16 protein-coding genes are annotated in these 17,632 nt (G+C 70.1%); 7 read left to right on the top strand and 9 right to left on the bottom strand.

Annotated features, from left to right (window positions below):
- Positions 1–115: 115 nt before the first annotated feature.
- On the bottom strand, positions 116–2,728 hold the full coding sequence (locus ABZV00_RS31215) for a right-handed parallel beta-helix repeat-containing protein (RefSeq protein ID WP_355612859.1): 2,613 nt from the start codon (positions 2,726–2,728) through the stop codon (positions 116–118).
- A gap of 190 nt (positions 2,729–2,918) precedes the next feature.
- Positions 2,919–3,584 (bottom strand): hypothetical protein, encoded by a 666-nt coding sequence (locus ABZV00_RS31210; protein WP_355612857.1) that lies wholly within the window; start codon positions 3,582–3,584, stop codon positions 2,919–2,921.
- 175 nt (positions 3,585–3,759) lie between these two features.
- On the opposite strand from ABZV00_RS31210, the gene ABZV00_RS31205 reads away from it, so the two are divergent.
- The 3 genes from ABZV00_RS31205 to ABZV00_RS31195 all read left to right on the top strand — a co-directional run bounded on the left by ABZV00_RS31205 (position 3,760) and on the right by ABZV00_RS31195 (position 8,273).
- A complete protein-coding gene (locus ABZV00_RS31205; RefSeq protein ID WP_355612854.1) occupies positions 3,760–4,977 on the top strand; it encodes a HupE/UreJ family protein in 1,218 nt (405 codons plus the stop codon).
- Positions 4,978–5,119: 142 nt separating this feature from the next.
- On the top strand, positions 5,120–7,102 hold the full coding sequence (locus tag ABZV00_RS31200) for an FN3 domain-containing metallophosphoesterase family protein (protein WP_355612851.1): 1,983 nt from the start codon (positions 5,120–5,122) through the stop codon (positions 7,100–7,102).
- 91 nt (positions 7,103–7,193) lie between these two features.
- Positions 7,194–8,273 (top strand): DUF916 domain-containing protein, encoded by a 1,080-nt coding sequence (locus tag ABZV00_RS31195; RefSeq protein WP_355612848.1) that lies wholly within the window; start codon positions 7,194–7,196, stop codon positions 8,271–8,273.
- A 19-nt stretch (positions 8,274–8,292) separates the two neighbouring features.
- Here ABZV00_RS31195 and ABZV00_RS31190 read toward each other — a convergent pair whose 3' ends face one another.
- Entirely contained in the window at positions 8,293–9,009 is a 717-nt protein-coding gene (locus ABZV00_RS31190; RefSeq protein ID WP_355612845.1) for a YoaK family protein, read from the bottom strand.
- Positions 9,010–9,186: 177 nt separating this feature from the next.
- Between ABZV00_RS31190 and ABZV00_RS31185 the strand changes: the two genes are divergently transcribed.
- Positions 9,187–10,158 carry an NADP-dependent oxidoreductase gene (locus tag ABZV00_RS31185; protein ID WP_355612842.1) on the top strand — a complete coding sequence of 324 codons (972 nt, stop codon included), beginning with the start codon at positions 9,187–9,189 and terminating at the stop codon, positions 10,156–10,158.
- 18 nt (positions 10,159–10,176) lie between these two features.
- Here ABZV00_RS31185 and ABZV00_RS31180 read toward each other — a convergent pair whose 3' ends face one another.
- Positions 10,177–10,860: a TioE family transcriptional regulator gene (locus ABZV00_RS31180; protein WP_355612839.1), complete on the bottom strand. Its 684-nt coding sequence runs from the start codon at positions 10,858–10,860 to the stop codon at positions 10,177–10,179.
- Between the two features lie 102 nt (positions 10,861–10,962).
- Here ABZV00_RS31180 and ABZV00_RS31175 point away from each other — a divergent pair, with 102 nt between their 5' ends.
- Positions 10,963–11,478: a DUF6194 family protein gene (locus tag ABZV00_RS31175; protein ID WP_355612836.1), complete on the top strand. Its 516-nt coding sequence runs from the start codon at positions 10,963–10,965 to the stop codon at positions 11,476–11,478.
- 45 nt (positions 11,479–11,523) lie between these two features.
- Here the strand turns inward: ABZV00_RS31175 and ABZV00_RS31170 are convergent, their stop codons facing one another.
- The 5 genes from ABZV00_RS31170 to ABZV00_RS31150 form a co-directional block, all read right to left on the bottom strand.
- On the bottom strand, positions 11,524–12,114 hold the full coding sequence (locus ABZV00_RS31170; protein WP_355612834.1) for an HAD family phosphatase: 591 nt from the start codon (positions 12,112–12,114) through the stop codon (positions 11,524–11,526).
- A gap of 59 nt (positions 12,115–12,173) precedes the next feature.
- On the bottom strand, positions 12,174–13,454 hold the full coding sequence (locus tag ABZV00_RS31165; RefSeq protein WP_355612831.1) for a sigma-70 family RNA polymerase sigma factor: 1,281 nt from the start codon (positions 13,452–13,454) through the stop codon (positions 12,174–12,176).
- A gap of 2 nt (positions 13,455–13,456) precedes the next feature.
- Positions 13,457–13,804 carry a YciI family protein gene (locus tag ABZV00_RS31160; protein ID WP_355612941.1) on the bottom strand — a complete coding sequence of 116 codons (348 nt, stop codon included), beginning with the start codon at positions 13,802–13,804 and terminating at the stop codon, positions 13,457–13,459.
- Between the two features lie 139 nt (positions 13,805–13,943).
- Complete coding sequence (trpS, locus tag ABZV00_RS31155; RefSeq protein WP_355612828.1) at positions 13,944–15,002, bottom strand: tryptophan--tRNA ligase; 1,059 nt, start codon at positions 15,000–15,002, stop codon at positions 13,944–13,946.
- Between the two features lie 343 nt (positions 15,003–15,345).
- A complete protein-coding gene (locus ABZV00_RS31150) occupies positions 15,346–15,819 on the bottom strand; it encodes a PRC-barrel domain-containing protein (RefSeq protein ID WP_355612825.1) in 474 nt (157 codons plus the stop codon).
- 287 nt (positions 15,820–16,106) lie between these two features.
- Here ABZV00_RS31150 and ABZV00_RS31145 point away from each other — a divergent pair, with 287 nt between their 5' ends.
- Positions 16,107–16,574 carry a hypothetical protein gene (locus ABZV00_RS31145; protein WP_355612822.1) on the top strand — a complete coding sequence of 156 codons (468 nt, stop codon included), beginning with the start codon at positions 16,107–16,109 and terminating at the stop codon, positions 16,572–16,574.
- A 90-nt stretch (positions 16,575–16,664) separates the two neighbouring features.
- Positions 16,665–16,928, top strand: a complete 264-nt coding sequence (locus ABZV00_RS31140) for a hypothetical protein (RefSeq protein ID WP_355612819.1) — start codon at positions 16,665–16,667, stop codon at positions 16,926–16,928.
- Positions 16,929–17,632: the final 704 nt, after the last annotated feature.

The following is a 17,632-nucleotide window of genomic DNA, read 5'->3' as shown; positions in this document are numbered from 1 at the left end:
CGTGACCAGCGAAAGGGCTGGTCACGGCCGGTCTTCATCTCGCGGGGCCCGTCGGTGGGGTAGGAGGCGGCCGCGCCCCGAAGTGGGACGCGGCCGCCGTGCACCTGAGCGACCGTCAGGGGGCCGCGATGAAATATCCCGACTGGTCGACGATGACATGGGTGGAGCCGCTGCTGTTGTTGTACGCGGCCATCCGCCCCTCGGCACCGAGTTTGACCACGGCCAGGTTGGACGCCGTCTCCCTCGCGACAAAGTTGACGCTTGATGTCGTGGGTGTGCCTCCCGGCGGGTAGACGGCCAGAACGCCGGCGGTGGTCGGATCGGTGACGGTGACGTTCACCACCGCCGCGCTCGGTGTCGGGCAGTCGTCCTCGCAGTACGCCCCGTAGTAACGGACGCGGGCCGTCGCCTTCTCCCCTGCGTGGAAGGGTTCGTTGTAGAAGGAACGGTCCCAGCCGCTGAAGCTGCGGCTGTCCGCGATCCGGTCTGGCCCGTACGGAACGTACGTCTGGTCGGCGACGCCGTACGACGGCGCGGCAAAGTAGCCGGCGAGGTCAGCCACCACGTGGACGGTGCCGGAGCTGGCATTGCGGATCATCGCCTTGCCGGCCACCAGCGGCACGATGACCAGGTTCGGGATGGTCTGCCCGGCCACGAAGTTCAGGTTGGATGCCATGGGTGTCGGCCAGGTGTCCGGGTAGAGCGTCAGCACGCCGCTGGTCGTCGGCGCGGTCACGGTCACATTGACGATCGCCGCCTTTGCCTCCGCCGGCACCTTGCCGGTGAGGTCCAGGCGCAGGTATCCGTTGGCTGCCATCGGCGTACCGACCCCGGCGCGGGTGTCCAGGGCCCGGGTCGGTGTGAGCGGCTGCATGGCGGCGCCATAGGAGCCGTAGAAGCCCTGGAGGTCGGCGATCACGTGAACCGTGCCGCCGCTGCTGTTGCCGAAGCGGAGCTTCCCGTTGGTCATCGGCACGGTGGCCAGGTTAGGGACCGTCTCGTTCGGCACGAAGTTGAGGTTCGACGAGCTGGACAGCGGGGCGCCGTCCGGGTAGACCGTGAGGAAGCCGGCGGTGCGGGGTTGGGTGACTGTCACGTTGAGCACCACCGCACTGATGTCCGCGGCCGCTACCCCGTTGATGCTGGGAATGTCGAGCACCACCTCGGACTTCGCCGGGACCGGGGTGGTGGTGGGCGTGCCCACCGCCTCGCGGGTGTCGAGTAGCCGGGTCGGGTGAACCGTCTCGTAGAGCGCACCGACCTGAGTGCAGCGGTAGGAAGAGAACTCGGGTGCGAGTCGAAAGCCGGTGAAGCTGATCCGGATGTGGGCGCAGGCCTGACCCGCCCGGCGGAAGGTGTGGTCGAACGTACGAGCGGAGGTCACCCGCCAGAGCTGCTCACCCTCGAACTGGTACGCGATCGAGCCGCCCTCGCCGCCGACGGGCCACGCATACTGCGGAGTCGCGGAAGCAGTGACCGCGAAGGGATTTCCGCCCGGCTTGCGCCGGATCGTGGACCGGCCTTCCGAACCGCCCTGCGCCTCGACCGCGCCCCGATCGTGGTAGCCGCCCCCGGTGCCGGTGTTGGCGATCGCCGGGTTGTCGGTGCGCGGGTTGCCCAACATGTCGGTGCCCGTGACGCCACGAGCGGAGGCGTCCCCGGAGTCCACCGCAGGCGAGGACGGGTCGATTGTGTGCCAGGGCCGGAGTGACCCCTTGTAGGAACCGATCATCGGGTCCACCGCGAGATCGTGTCCGCCCTGCCCAGTGGCCTGGCGGAACGCCGGCAGGTCCTGATATCTGCCGTCGCCCCAGGCGTACAGAGCGCCGCCGGTGATCGGGTCGATCAGGTTGTAATCCGCGAACGTCCCCGGCACCGAACCAGCCGAGACGGAGATCGCCGTCGCATTCGCCGGGGTGGCGCAGGCCTGCCGGAACGGGTTGGTGCGGACGATGTTGTTCCGGACCGACACACCCGTCGAGGCCGCAGTCACCTCGATCCCCACGGCGCAGTTCGTGAGCAGGGTGTTGTTGGTGACGACGGTGCCGGGCGCGTCGGTGACTCGCAGGCCCGAGAGGGAGAACTCATTGCCGGTCACCACCGCGCCGACGACTCCGGCGTCGATCGCCAGACCCGGATAGCCCGCAGGTGCGCTCGACAGGTAGCTCCGGCTGACGGTGACACCGCCCGACTGGCCCGTCACCCGGACCGCGCCGAAGGTGGCGCGGACGCCCTGGACGACGACGCCGTCGAGAGTTACTCGCTGCGACCCGTTCACCACGAGGGCCGACTGGTCGGCTGTGCTCAGCAGACGGAATCCCTCGACCCCGACGTCGTGCACGTTGTCGAGGGTGAAGACCACGCCGGTGACCGCACCCACGGTGGTGTTTCCCACCGCGACAATCCCGCCGGGCCCGTTGACGGCCCGAAAGGTGATCGGCGCGCCGACCTCGCCCGACCGGGTGATGGTCACGGCCTCCGGGTAGTCGCCGGGCTGCACCAACACCGTTTGCCCGGGCTCTGCCAGCGCTGCCGCATCGGAGATGGTGCAGAACGGTGCGTCGACGGTGCCGTACCCGCCTGGCGTGCAGTTCTTGCTGTTGACGTACAGGTCGCGGATCCCCGCGGGCGCGGGCGCGGCGACGGCCGCGGTCGTCGCCGGGGCCACCAGGCCCATGGCACCGATCAACGGTACGACCCCGAGACGTGCCCATGCGCGAATGTCCATGCGTCCCCCGTGGAAGTCGATCATTTGGCGCGGGGAGCGTAGCGCGACGTTGACGGAGATGAGCAGCGCCGATCGGACAAGGCGCGCCCAGCCGGTCAGCCCGACTCATCTGTCGTGCCACGGTGGAGGGATGACCCCCACCTGCTCGGCGGCCTAGCTGCCTCGACGAGATCAAGCCCGATCACACGGGCTAGTCGACCCAGATCACGATCCCGGTCAGGTCGTTCAGCACGGCCGCCACCCCCGCCCGGATGGCGGCCGCGCAGCGCTCGGTCGTGAACGAGTCGGGGTCGTACGTCGAGGACATGCCGAGCCCCTCACCACGGAACGACGCGCCGGACCAGTCGACCGCCGTGACGTTGTGGGTGGGCTCGGCCAGCTCCGCGCCCACCACGAGGAACCGCTGGTCCAGGTGGTTGGGGGTGACCAGCGCCAGGGGGTCGATGAGGTCGTTCCCCGCGCTGACGATGAGATCCGGGCCCATCTCCATGGCCTTGGCGATGCTGGAAACGGAGTCGTGGGCGTCGCCGACGACGATCTTTCTGAGGTCGACGTGTTCGTCGTCGGCCCAGTCCTCAATTGCCGTCACGAGGGCCTTGGTCGGGCGGTCGTCACCGGCGGTGAGCAGCACGACCCGGTAGTCCTTCGACGGGTGGACGCCGGCCCATGAGCCGGGCTGCGGCCGGACGGTCCCCTCCGGAGCGGGCTTGGTGGAGGGGTCGATGAATCCCGGACCGAGCGAGCCGATGGCGGCGGGCCTGGGGTGCGGCTGTGACCAGTCGTCACCGGAGCTGCATCCGGTGATCAGCGCGGCGGTCGCGGCCAGCATGGCAACGGCCCGAAGCGGGGGGCGCAAAGTGATCGTCCTCCGAGTGGTGGCGGAAAGTGTTGCTTCGTATTCCTATCCCAGTTCCGGTCGCCAAGAATCCGCAGGCGGTCGTTCCGGGGCTTTGTTCTCCAGCGGTTCTTCGGCGGGCGGGCTCGTGTTCACCCGTGCCATGCAACGTGCACTGGCCAACCGAGGGAGCCGCATGTCAGGGCACGTCCGCCGTACCGTTATCGTCGCTGTTGTCGGGATCGCCGCGGCGGTCCTCTCTTTTCTGAGCGCCGGGCCGGCGTCAGCGCACGGGTTTTCGTCGACTGTGTACGCCAAAATTGCAGCGGGAGACGAGGGTCACATACGCACGACATTGGAGCTCGAATACGACCTCCTCGTCGTGTCCGCCGCTGATTCCGGCGACGATGATCCGCTCTTTCAGGCGGGAACCGCCGCGTTCGAGGCGGAGGACACCGCAGGGCAGGCCGCCGCGCTCAAAACCCATGCCGACTCGACCATCAGGTACGTCACCGACCGCTTCTCGGTGACCTCGAAGGGTGCGGCCTGTCGGCCGGGGCAGGTGGGCGACGCGACGATCGGCGAGCGCGAAGGCGTGCCGTACGCCGATCTGCTGCTCGACTGGACCTGCCCGGAGCAGGCCGACGAGCACGAGGTGCGCAGCGGGCTCTTCGCCGACGGCGAAGGCTACGTCAAGGGCACCAAGACGATCGTCACGTACGAGATCGACGGCCGTTCGGGCAGCGCGGCCCTCGACGCGGCCAACCCCTCCTTCTCCACCGGTCAGGCCGCCTACGAGCGGTTCCGGGAGTTCTTCCTGCTGGGCGCCGAGCATCTGCTGTCGGGCATCGACCACATCCTGTTCCTACTGGCGCTCATCGCCGGGTCGCGGCGCCTGCGGGAGATCGTGCTCGCGGCCACGAGTTTCACCCTGGCGCACTCGGTGACGTTCATGCTCGCCGCCCTCGGCCTGGTCGACGTGCCGGCGAGGGTCGTGGAGCCGGTCATCGCGCTGTCGATCGCCGTGGTCGCCGGCTGGCACCTGTGGGGAATCTGGCGGCGCGGCGATCACGCCACCGACCTCGATCCGGCGGGCCGCGGCCACTTCAGTCTGGACCGCTCCGGCTGGATCCGTCTGGGTGTGGTGTTCTGCTTCGGCCTCGTGCACGGCCTGGGTTTCGCGGGCGCGCTCGGGATCGACGAGGCGTGGTCGTGGACCCTGCTGTGGTCCCTGCTGGTGTTCAACGTCGGCATCGAGGTCGTCCAGTTGGCGATTATCGCCGTTGTCTTCCCGCTGCTGATCGTGTTGCAGCGCCGTACGCCGAAAATCGGCCTCTGGGCGACCGGCGCTGTTTCTGGAGCCGTGTCCATTATGGGGCTGGTCTGGTTCGTACAGCGCGTATCTGGATCATGAGTAAGGCTAAGTAGTTCGGGAAGTGCAGCCATCCGCAAGATCACGTTCACGGTTGGTTCATCACGTGGCGAAAGCTTTGGTTTGCTTCCCCACCGTCGGGCGAAGATCATCCATTTCTCTATTTGAAAAGGGAACAATGTCGATGACATTGAGCACCTCGACAGGGGCCCCCGGGCTCGTGCGGCGGCGCGTCGTCGCCGGGGTCGCCGCGGGCGTCCTCGGAATGGCCGCAGCCCTCGGTAGCGGCCTGACGGCCACCGCCAGCGCGGCCGAGTCCACCACGATCACCGGCGTCATCCTCGGCGTCGGCGCCAACGAGACGCAGCGCGTCGTGACCTGGTACTCCTCCGCCGACACCGCGCAGAAGATCCAGCTCGCCCCGACCGCCGAGATCGTGAACGGTGAGTTCCCGGCCAGTGCCGTCAGCTTCGACGCCGTCGGTGCCGCGAACACCTCCACCACCGGCTTCAACCGGTACGCCACGATCAGCAACCTGCGCGAGAACACGGCGTACTCGTACCGGGTCGGCGCCGAGGGCAGCTGGTCCGCGGCGTACGCCTTCAAGACGCAGGACTTCGAGGGCGACTACGACTTCCTGTTCTTCGGCGACCCCCAGATCGGTTCCTCCGGTGACCGGCTGAAGGACCAGGCCGGCTGGGAGGAGACCCTGAAGGTCGCCACCGCGGCGAACCCGAACGCCGAGCTGCTGGTGTCGGGCGGCGACCACGTCGAGAGCGCCAACGACGAGGGTCAGTGGACCTCGTTCCTGGCGCCCGACCAGCTGCGTCAGTACCCGCTCGTCGCCACCATCGGTAACCACGACGTCGGCGGCAAGTCCTACGAGCAGCACCACTTCACCCCGAACACCGACCGCACGGCCCCGTACTACGACAACGGGAACCCGGCGGGCACCAAGTCCGGTGGTGACTACTGGTTCGTCTACAAGGACGTGCTGTTCATCGACATCAACAGCAACAGCTACAAGGTGCCCGCCGAGGGCGGCAACGTCGGCGACGCGGCGCACGTCTCGTACATCACCGACGTGATCAACAAGCACGGCTCCGAGGCCAAGTGGAAGGTGCTGGTCTACCACCACTCGATCTACTCGCCGGCCAGCCACGCCACCGACACGGACAACAAGGACCGTCGTGAGCACTTCACGACCGCGTTCTCGAACCTCGGCATCGACATGGTGCTGCAGGGTCACGACCACAGCTACTCCCGCAGCTACTCGATCAAGAACGGCCAGAAGGAGAACCCGGCCGAGCAGCCCGGCGCTGCCGACGTGTTCCCCGGCCCGGGTGGCGTCATCTACGTGACGGCGAACTCGGCCTCCGGCTCGAAGTACTACGACATCAAGAAGCCGGACAGCACCGGCACGGGCATCCGTGGTAACGGTCCCGACCCGCTGGACCCGGGCAAGTACTGGTACAACTCGGTGCAGAACCAGGAGCACGTCCGCAGCTACGTCAAGGTGCAGGTGCGCGGCGACAAGCTGGTTCTGCAGAACCTCCGCAGCGGCACGTGCGCGGCGCCGAATGCGGCGGTCGAGAACGGCAACGCCCCGTGCAACAACACCGCCGAGGGTCAGCCGGTCGGCTCGATCGTCGACAAGGTGACGGTGCACCCGTTCAACGGTGACGGCCAGGCCATCCAGGTGAACGTGCCGAACCCGGCTCCGGGTGAGTTCGGCTGGACGATCGACGGCTACAACGGCCTGGTCGATCTCGGTACCGCGCAGGAGCGCGACGGCACCTACTTCGAGGCGAACGGCAAGATCAACCCGATCCTCGTGTCGGACAGCCGCCGATCGCTCGCCCCGTGGTCGATCTCGGCCAACGTGGGTGACTTCCAGGACGCCGACAAGACGTTCTCCGGCTCCTACCTGGGCTGGACCCCGTACGTCCTCGACGCTGGCGCTGGTGCCGAGGCCGGTGCTCCGGTCCTGTCGGGCTTCGACGACCAGGGCAAGGGCCTCTCGGTTTCGAGCGGCCTCGGTGCGGCCGTGCAGGGCCACCCCCGGGGCGGCGCCAAGCTCGGCGCTGACCTGGACCTGAAGATCCCGGACAGCATCGCGAAGGGTAGCTACCGCGCCACCCTCACGATCACTGCGCTGAGCAGCTGATCGAACCTGCTCCATCGGGCGGGGTAGGCACCTTCGGGGGCCTACCCCGCCACCCGTTGCAAACCTTCCAAGATCACCTCAAGGACCCGAAATGCACGCGTCCGTAACGCGCTGGAAGACCAGGACCGCAACACTCCTTCGTACGACCGCTCTCGCCCTGCTCGCCACCTCCGCCGTCGCCGGCCTGGCCGCAGGCCCCGCCCTGGCAGCGGAAGGTGACGTCGCCTGGACGGTCCGGACGGCCTCCAACAGCTACGGCGCCGCCCGGTCCAGCTACAGCTACAACGTCAACCCCGGTGGAGTGGTTGAGGATGCGATGGTCGTCGCCAACCGCGGCCCGGTGCCGCTGAACCTTTCCGTGTACGCCGCCGACGGCTTCACGACCGGCGCCGGTCAGCTCGACCTGCTCACCCGGGACAAGAAGTCCGTCGCGATCGGGGCGTGGTCGCACGCCGGCACCGGCAGTGTCGCGATCCAGCCCGGGAAGACCGCCCAGGTCCCCTTCAAGATCAGCGTTCCGGACAACGCCACGCCCGGTGACTACGTCGGCGGCATCCTCACCTCGCTGACGCAGGCCGACCAGGCTGAGGGCATCAACGTGGACCGGCGCCTCGGTATCCGGATCAAGCTGCGGGTCGGCGGTGAGCTGAAGCCGAGCCTCGCCATCGAGGACCTGCACGTGAAGTACGCCGGCACGGTCAACCCGTTCAGCAAGGGCGACGCCACCGTCACCTACAAGATCCACAACACCGGCAACGCCGCCCTGTCCGGCCAGCAGGCAGTATCGATCTCGGGCCCGTTCGGGTCGCTGCGGGTCAAGGCGGGCGGGGTCGCAGCCCCGCCGGAGTTGCTTCCGGGTGAGAGCTGGAACGTGAGCGTGCCCGTGCACGGCATGGCTCCCGCGGTCCGGCTGGCGGCGACCGCAACCCTCACACCGCTGCTCACCGACGCGTCAGGCTCCACCACCTCGCTCAAGCCGGTCCAGGTCACGGCGCACGGCTGGGCGCTGCCGTGGATGCTGGTGCTGGTGCTCGTCGTACTGATCGCCGTTCTCGTCGGGGCACTCCTGTACCGGCGTCGCAACCGCGTCCGGCGCACGGAGCGCGAGGACGCTCGGGTGCGCGACGCCGTCGAGCAGGCGCTCCGGGGTCAGGAGGCGCAGACGTCCTGACCGCATGATCGAGGTGGGGTCACGGCCTGGACGAGGGGCGGTCCCGGTCCGGCGATTGCGGGACGGCGGCCACCGCCCGGCGGGTCAGGCCGACGGCGACCGCGACGACCGCGACCGCCAGGGCCGCCGCCAGCGCGGGTGCCCAGGTCGGTGCCAGGCGCAGCACCACCGTGCCGAGTACGGCGCCGCCGACCAGTCCCGCCAACCGGCCGAGGCCACCCACGTCCGCGAACCGGTGTGGGTCGAGGACGCGACGCCGGACCATGTTGGTCAGCGAGCCGGTCAGATAGGTGGTCGAGGCACCCCGGATGCCGGCGCCGATGGTGATCACGCTCTGCATGCCACTCGCCACGGACGCCACCCCGAGCAGCACGAGCCCGGCGGCGTATCCGGGACGCGCCGCGCAGCCCAGCCAGCCCGCCGTGAATCCGAGCAGCAGCACCGCCTCGGCCGCCGCGACCACTGCGGTACGGCGGTTCCACCCCGGTCCGCCGTGGCGTAACGGCAGCGTGGCGCCGGCCACGCCGAGCGCGTAACCGCCCACCGCCGCCACGGCACCGGCGAGCGAGCGGGCATTCGCCGTGGCGATCGCGTGGCCGAACTGCACCAGATTGCCGGTGATCACGCTGGCGAAGTACCCGTTGAGCCGGGTCAGGCAGATCACGTCGAGGCAACCGGAGGCCGCGGCCAGCACCACCAGGAGCCCGGCCGTGGTCTGCCTCGACGGAGCGTGCACGAGGCAGCCATTCCCGCGTTGGCTCCGACTACGCCACCGCCTCGGGGCGCACCGGTGCCCCGAGGCGATCGAGCACGGGCGGTCGCCCTTGTGGGTGAACGGTGCACAGCCCCGGACCGGGCCCGTCCCGGAGCCGGCATGCTGCGACGGTGACGCTGGCGCGGAGAGGGAATCCACATGGTTGACGGGGATGTGCCCGAGCGGATGCAGGCCGCGGCCTTCGACGAGTTCGGCGGGCCGGAGGTGATCACCCTCCGGATCCTGCCGGTGCCGGAGATCGCCGATGACGAGGTGCTGATCAAGGTGTGGAGCGCCGGCGTGGGGGTGTGGGACGCCTACGAGCGCCAGGGCACGCTGGTGCCCGAGGGCGCCGCGTTCCCGATCGTGCCCGGTCCGGACGGTGCCGGAACGGTGGCCGCCGCCGGCAGCCAGGTGACCAACGTCGCGGTGGGTGACCTGGTCTACGTGTCCGCCAACAGCCGGCCGAAGGGCGGCTTCTACGCCGAGTACGCGGTGGCGAAGGCGCAGTACGTCGCGAAGCTGCCCGAAGGTGTGTCGGTGGAGCACGCCGGCGCCATGCCCACCGACGCGTTGACCGCGCTGGCGGGGCTGGACGCCCTGAGTCTGTCGGCCGGTGCCTGGCTGCTGATCTTCGGCGCGAGCGGCGGGCAGGGCCACCTGGCCGTGCAGTTGGCCAAGCGGCAGGGGCTCAACGTGATCGCGGTGGCCTCCGGGTCGGACGGGGTGGCGTTGGTGACCCGGCTCGGCGCCGACGTGTCTCTCGACGGCCATGGGGACCTGACCCAGGTGCTGGCGCGGATCCGGGAAGCGGCCCCGGGTGGAGCGGACGGCATCCTGGCGATGGCTGGCGGCAAGACGCTGGACCGGCTCACCGAGGCGCTGTCCGACGGCGGTGTGGTCGCGTACCCCCATGGTGTGCAGCCCGAGCCGAGCGAACGGCCCGGCGTGCCCGTCCGGGCGTACGACGGTGCGGCCAACCTCCGGCAGTTGCAGCGCCTCAACGAGCTCATCGAGGCGGCACCGTTCGAGGTGCACGTCGCCGAGACGTTTCCGCTGGGCAAGGTGGTGGAGGCACACCGCCGGCTGCAGACCTCCTACCAGGGCAAGCTGCTGCTGAAGGTCAGCTAGGCCCAGCGGCCGGGGCGATCACGGTCCGGTCGCCGCCAGGTAGCCGGCAAGGTGGCCGGCGGCCACCAGCATCGCGTGGCCGCGGGTGGCCAGCCGCTGCCGCCAGGTGTGCAGGGAGGCCGCCAGTGGGCCGGGACCGTCGGCGGCGCGTACCTGCCGCATCACGGTCGCGATGTGCTCCAGCAGGTAACCGCCCCGGCGCAGAAGGTGGGTCAGTTCGGCGTCGCGGACGTCGTCGGGGCCGTACAGCCGCTGCCCGGCGGCGCGGTCGCGCGCCGGGCACAGGATGCCGGCCCTCTCCCACTTCCGCAGGGTCGCGGGTGTCACGCCGAGCCGGTGGGCGAGGTCGCCGACGGTCAGCGGCCGGCCGGGCGGGCTGGGGGTCGGTGCCGCGGTGAGCACCCCGATCGTCGCCTCGACGGCGTCGAGCGTCTCGCGGTCCCGTAGCAGTTGCGCGTGACTGCTGTCGACGGCGCGCAGGGCGGCGTCCAGGTCACCGCGGACCGCCGCCCGCATGATCTCGCCGGCGGTCGCGTACCCGTGCCCCGCGACGAGCGCCAGGTAGGCGCGCAACGCCGCGGCGTGCACCTCGGTGTACGTGCGGTAGCCGCTCGGCGTGCGCCGGGCGGCGGGGATGACGCCGTCGCGCTCGTAGTTGCGGACCGCCTGGCTGGAGATGCCGTGCTCCCGGGCCAGGTCCACCGGCCGGTGGGCGTGTCCTGCGGTTTGAGGGTTCAGGGCCGTCTCCAGGAGGTCGTCGATGGAGAAAGTCTCAACGGGTGGTTCAACGATACGGTGAAGGTCATGGCTTCTTCATCAATGCCCGCCGCCTGGTCGTTCGACCTCGGTGCCGACGACATCGCCGACCTCATCCTCGCCCTGCCCGAGGTGACCGTCGTACGGGCCGACGAGGCGTCCGGTGCCCCGCAGTCCAGTTGGGGCGACCGGTTCTTCTTCGTCGGCCCGGACCACCGCCGGCCGTTCGCCACCCTGGTCGGGCAGGACACCGCCGGCTTCGACGAGGACTCGAAGCTCGACCGGCCGGGCGTCTTCCGGCTCAACCTGGACCTCGGCCGCGAGGAGTTCGAGCGCCGGTTCGGCTACCCACCGGCGCAGGTCGCCGAGCACCGTTCCGCGGTCGACTTCACCGCCCTCGACCAGGTCGTTCCCCATCCCGCCTACGGCACCCACGGGTGGGCGTGCGTGCTCAACCCGGGCCCGCGCAGCCTGAGCGAGGTCGACCGGTTGCTCGCGCACGCGCATCACCGGGCGCTGCGGCGGCACCAACGCTCGCTGGACCGGCAGCACCGCCCGGACTGAGCGGATCGGCGCCACCGGTCGTGGCGTCGACCACCTGGTCGGGCCTCAGCGATCGCGGGGTTGCGGCACGCGTACCGACGCCATGCCGGCCGCGGTGGCGGCCTGAATGCCCAGGTCGGTGTCCTCGAAGACCAGGCAGGACCCCGGGGGTACGCCGAGGTGTGACGCCGCGAGCAGGAAGGCTTCCGGGTCCGGCTTGGCCCGCGTGTAGTCGTCGGCGCACACCAGCACGTCAAACCGGTCGAGCAGGCCGAGCGCGTCGAGGGATGCGGTGACCGAGGCCCGGGTGCTGCCGGAGACGACGGCGAACGGGACCCGCTGGTGCGCGTCGTGGATGTGCGCCAGCACCTCGGGCACGGCGGCGAGCTGCGGCAGCAGCTCCTGGTAGAAGCTCTCCCGGCGCTCGGTGACGGTCGCCACCGGCATGGCCAGACCGTGCCGCTCGTTCAGGGTGGCGATGATGTCGGCCACCGGCCGGCCACCCCAGGCGTAGAACAGCTCCTCCGGGAACTCGCAGCCCCACTCGTCCAGTGCCCGCTGCCAGGCCAGATAGTGCAGCGGCATCGAGTCGACGATGGTGCCGTCGCAGTCGAACAGGTACGCCTCGAACTCGCCGGGTGGCACGGTCAGACTCACCGGTGCAGGTTACAGCGGGTGCGCCGACCGGCCCGGTGCGCGGCGGCCGGGGCACCCGGTCAGTCGGCCGGCTCGTCGCTGGTGACGGATTCGAGCCGGCGGAGCAGGTGCGCCCGTTCCGGCTCGGTGCCGACCAGCGTCAGCGCGCTCCGGTACGCCGCCGCGGCCTCGTCGTACCGGTTGAGCCGGCGCAGCAGGTCGGCCCGGGTCGCCGAATAGAGGTGGTAGCCGCGCAGCCGGGGATCGTCGGCCAACTCGTCCAGCAGGGCGAGCCCGGCCTCCGGCCCGTCCCGCATGGCCACCGCGGCGGCCCGGTTGAGTGCGACGACCGGCGAGGGGACCAGGCCGAGCAGCACGTCGTACAGCGCCACCACCTGGGGCCAGTCGGTGCTGGCCACATCGGCGGCCTCGTCGTGCAGCGCGGCGATGGCGGCCTGCACCCCGTACGGCCCGGGTGGTCGGCCGGTCAGCGCGACCACCACCAGGCCGCGCCCCTCGTCGATCATGCGGTGGTCCCAGCGCCCACGGTCCTGGTCGTCGAGCAGGACCACCCGGCCGTCCGACCCGGTCCGCGCGGCGCGCCGGGCGTGGACCAGCAGCATCAATCCGAGCAGCCCGGCGACCTCCCGCTCGGCCGGCAGCAACCGACGCAGGATTCGGGCCAGCCGGATGGCCTCCTCGGCGAGGTCGGTCCGCTGGAGATCCGGGCCGGAGCTGGCGGCGTAGCCCTCGGTGAAGATCGAGTAGACCGCCTGCAGCACCGTGGGCAGGCGTTCGGGCAGCTCGTCGGCCCCGGGTACCCGGAATGGGATGCGTGCGTCGCGGATCTTCCGCTTGGCCCGGACGAGTCGCTGAGCCATGGTCGCGGGCGGCACCAGGAAGGCCCGCGCGACCTCGACCGTGGTGAGCCCGGCGAGGAAGCGCAGGGTGAGCGCTCCGCGGTCCTGGGCGGGTAGGGCCGGGTGCGCGCAGGTGAAGAAGAGCGCCAGCCGATCGTCGGGCAGGTCGCGGTCCGCGTCGGCGGGTGGGGCGGCGTCGGCCCGCTCAGCCTCCGCCTGGAGCACGGCGAGTCGGGTGGCCAGCACCCGGTCGCGGCGCAGCCGGTCCACCGCGCGGCGGCGGGCCGTGGTGAGCAGCCAGGCGCCCGGCCGACTCGGGACGCCGTCGGTGGGCCAATGCACCAGCGCCGCCTCGATGGCCTCGGAGGCAACCTCCTCGGCCAGGTCGAGGTCGCCGAAGCGATGCACGAGCGAGGCGAGCAGCCGGCCGCGTTCCTCCCGGAACACCGCCTCCACGGACGACCCGACCGGCTCCGCCCCCGCTGCCCCCTCGCTCGGCATCGTCAGACCCCGACCTCGATCTCGGCGACCGGGCGCACCTGGACCGACCCACCGCCGAGTGCGCCAGGGCTGCGGGCCGCCCATTCCAGCGCGACATCGAGATCCGGCACGTCGATGATGTCGTACCCGCCGAGCACCTCACGGGTCTCCGCGAACGGCCCGTCGGTGATCGTGCGTTCGCCTTCCGGGCCGACCTGCACCGTCGTGCACGTGGTCAGGTCCTGCAACGGGTGCCCGGAGACCCAGATCCCCGCGTCCTTCATCTCCCGGTCGTAGCTGATCCAGTCCTCGAAGCTGCACCCGTCGACGGGCTCGTCCCCGTCGGTCGCGGGGCTCATGAACAGCAGCATGTACTTCACGCTTCGCTCCTCTCGGTGCGGCGGGTCGCCGTACAGCATGACGACGAACGGGGACCGGGGATATCGACACGGCGTCCAGAATTCTTCTTTCCGCAGCTCAGCCGGTCCACCGTTCGGCGCCGCCGAGGCTTCAGGCCGGGGCGTCCGTCCGCCTACGGCTCCGCTCCGCTCGCCGCCGCACCTGCTGGTACGCGCCGGTCAGCCCCATCGCCCGGCGGACCTCGACCAGCGTCTGCCGTACCTCCTGGCGGGTCCGTTCGGTGCCCTCGACGATCAGCCGGTCGACCAGCCCCCGGTCCGCTTCGATCCGGGCCCGCCGCTCCCTGATCGGTGCCAGGAACCGCTCCAGCGCGACGACCAGCCGCTCCTTGACCTCCACGTCACCGACCCGTCCGGCCCGGTAGCGCGCGGCCAGTTCGGCCACCTCGTCACGGTCCGGGTTGAACACCTCGTGGTACGCGAAGACCGGATTGCCCTCCACCGTGCCCGGCACGTCGGCCCGGACCCGGTTCGGGTCGGTGTACATGCCGAGCACCTTGCGACGCACCGTGGCGGGGTCGTCGGAGAGGGCGATCGTGTTGCCCCGGCTCTTGCTCATCTTGGCCGCGCCGTCGGTGCCCACCAGGCTCGGCGTATCCGCCGGGATCAGCTCGGGCACCGGGAAGACCGGGCCGTACAGGTGGTTGAACCGGCGGGCGATCTCCCGGGTCACCTCGACGTGCGCGGCGTTGTCCCGGCCGACCGGGACGACCTGCCCCTTCACGCAGAGGATGTCCGCGGCCTGGAGCACCGGGTAGCCCAGCAGGCCGTACGGCATCTCCTCCTTGCCCGCGTCCCGGGCCATGTCCTTCAGCGACGGCACCCGTTCCAGCCGGGGCACGCTCACCAGGTTCTGCAGGAGTGTGTTGAGGTCGCCGACCTCCGGGATTGCTGACTGGAGGTAGAAGGTCGCCCGCGTCGGGTCGATGCCGGCGGCGAGGATGTCGGTCACCATCTCGCGGGCGTTGCCGGAGACCTGGTCGATGTCCTCGCGGCGGTTCCTGGTGGTCAGCATGTGCAGGTCGGCGATGATGAAGAAGCTCTCGTAGCGCTGGTGCAGCCGCACCCGGTTGGCGATGCTGCCGACGTAGTGGCCAAGGTGCAGGCGGCCGGTGGGCCGGTCGCCGGTGAGCATTCGTGCGACGGACATGGCGGTGTGCCTTTCGTGCGGGAAGTGGGTAACGCGTGGGCGCGCGCCGAGCGGGGCGAAATTCGCCCCGTCGGTCAGCGGGTTCGACTCAGCGAGCCGTCCGCCATCGCGCGCCGGCGCGGTACCGCAAACCACCAGCACGGAGTACGTCCAGGAGTTGCTCACGGCCATCGCCGGAGCTGATCGGGAACCCGGGCACCGCGCAGAGGGGGAGGCAGTCGACCATCTCGACCGCCTCCGACGCGCAACTGCTCGTCCGGACCACGGAATCACGGTACCCGTGAAGCCCCGCCCGTACCGCCCGCTCCGGAGTGGCCCGGTATCTCCGGCACGGGTCCGCCGCTCAGCGCTGTGGCTCGGGGCTCCCGGCTTGGCGCGGCCGATAGCTCTCCGCGTAGTAGCTGCCGACGCGTTCCCGGTACTCCGGGTCGGACGACTCCGGATCGAAGGGCGGTGCGTCCTTGATCTCCTGTCGGGTCCGGTCGACGTGCACGCTGCGGTCCCGGTGGTCCACCCGGGCCACCGTGCCGGCCGGCAGCAGCACCTTGTGGCCGAGGATCCATGGCCCGGTGTCCACCACCAGGTACCGCGCGTCCGCGTCGTGGCTCGCCTCGTCGATGGTGCCGATCCGCCCGTCGGTCGCCTGCACCCGGTAGCCGACCAGGTCGATTGGCGTGCCGGGGCCGGGTGCGTCCGGCCCGTCGTGCGCGCCGTCCGGGCCTTCCGGAGGGGAGGCCGAGGGGGTGGTCTGCGCGTACCCGCCGGCGAGGGCCGACGGGTCGCGCCAGTCCCAGGGATTGAAGATCGAGGGTTGCACGGGACACCTCCGGTGACGGTCTTCGGCTGTCCCGTTCCGCTGTGCCCACCCCGCTCCCGCCGGAAACAATTCGGCAGTTCTGAGTTCATCGAAATGCGCGCTGCGAAATACGTCATAGCTGTCGAACGTCGATGACGAGCAGGGCCACCGCCCAGCTCAGCGCGGTCCGGGCCGCTCATCCGCACATCCACCGTCGGGGCGCTGTGTCCCTCCCGCACATTCGAGGGCAGGTCCGGCGCCACCATTCTGGTCCCGCATCCAAGCATTGCCGGAGAAGGGGGACGCAGATGTACAGCACAATTCGACGGTTCGGCGCCGTGCTGGCGCTCGCGCTGAGCCTCGTCGCGGCGAGCGGGAGCGCGGCGCAGGCGCGAACGCTCAATCCGTACTCCCCGCGGGCGCTCTGCGGGCTCGGCTACGCCTCGGTCGACCAGGACCCGATCCGGGACGCGCGGACCGGCAACCGACTCGGCACCGTCCACCTGTTGTACGACCCGATCACCGGATTCGGCTGCACAGTCACCATCAAGGCCGCTCACCTCGGCATGCTCACCCGCACACAGACCTACCTCTCCGCCCAGGACCTGCCGACCCAGGTCGACGATGCCGCCAGGCTCTACGCCGCCGGCCCCGCCCGGGCGTACGTCCGGGGCGGCTGCGCGATCTGGGGTGGGCTGATGGCCGACCCGACCGGTGCCATCAGCCACCACGATCGGGCCAACCCGGCGATCGGCGGCATCGGGACCTGCTTCTGAGTCAGATCCAGCCGCGAGGACGCGATCCTCGTGCCGAGCCAATCCCGGCGTCCGGGCCGGTGACCAGCTCCGCTGGCATACTCGGCTGCCATGGTGCTGTCGCGTGCGTGGGCTGTCTTCCTGGTCGGAGTCGGGGTCTGGACCTGGGTGATCTGGCCGAGGTTCGCCGTCGCCATCTGGCAGGACCCGCGCTCCTGGGCGTCCGGCACGGTGGGGGACGGCGCGGCCACCAGCTTCCTGTGGGTGCACGCCCTGCTGATCGGGGCGTCGCTGGCCATCGGCAGCACCGTCGGCGTCCTCGGCATCCGCGCCTGGTTCGCCGCCCGTCGGCGTCTGAACCGCCCTTCCGCCTGACGGCCCAAGGCCCCAGATCCGGCTCGGCTGGTCACTCTCGGTCAGCTGAGAGCCCTCTATGGCGGTGTCCACGCGCCTTTTGCGAAAACGCCAAACCCTCTGAACTGGGGATACGGCCCCCGGCAGCGAGTGTGACGTGGGACGCTACCCCCGGATTTGACGATCAAACCCACGGACGCGTAACTTTCTCTCTGCCAGCGCGGAACGGGGCAAACGGGACGAAAGTCCTGGAGCACCGAATCGGGCAGGCAGCCGGGTCAGGCAGGGGTTCGCTCCTGCGGGACACGGTCCGGGCGGGGCTCGCCGAATTGGCCGGGAGGCGGATTTGGTGCAGCGCAACTGACCGGGTAAGGTTCACGACCGGCAGGGAACCGGGCAAGTCTGCGGGAAACCGCAGCGGCCGGCCTGCCAAATCCGACGACCTGACGCAGCGGTCCGCTGCTGCGTGAGTGCGCCGGGACCAACCCGTACGAAGCACGACAGACCGGGACACACGGTTTGACACGGCGAAGACGGTGAGGTAACGTAGTAAAAGTGCCCGGCGCCAGTGAGCGGCGGGGACAAGGACGGAAAGCCCCGAGAGGGTGCTCCACTGAGTGGGGCTTCTGGTCGGTGTGTGGTTGTTCTTTGAGAACTCAACAGGGTGCTTGAAAAGCCAGTGCCAATTATGATTTATACCCCGGACTGGTGATCCTTTTGGATTG

Source organism: Micromonospora sp. NPDC005173 (genome assembly GCF_040608515.1).
Lineage (GTDB): Bacteria > Actinomycetota > Actinomycetes > Mycobacteriales > Micromonosporaceae > Micromonospora.
This window is presented reverse-complemented; position numbering and strand designations above follow the sequence as displayed.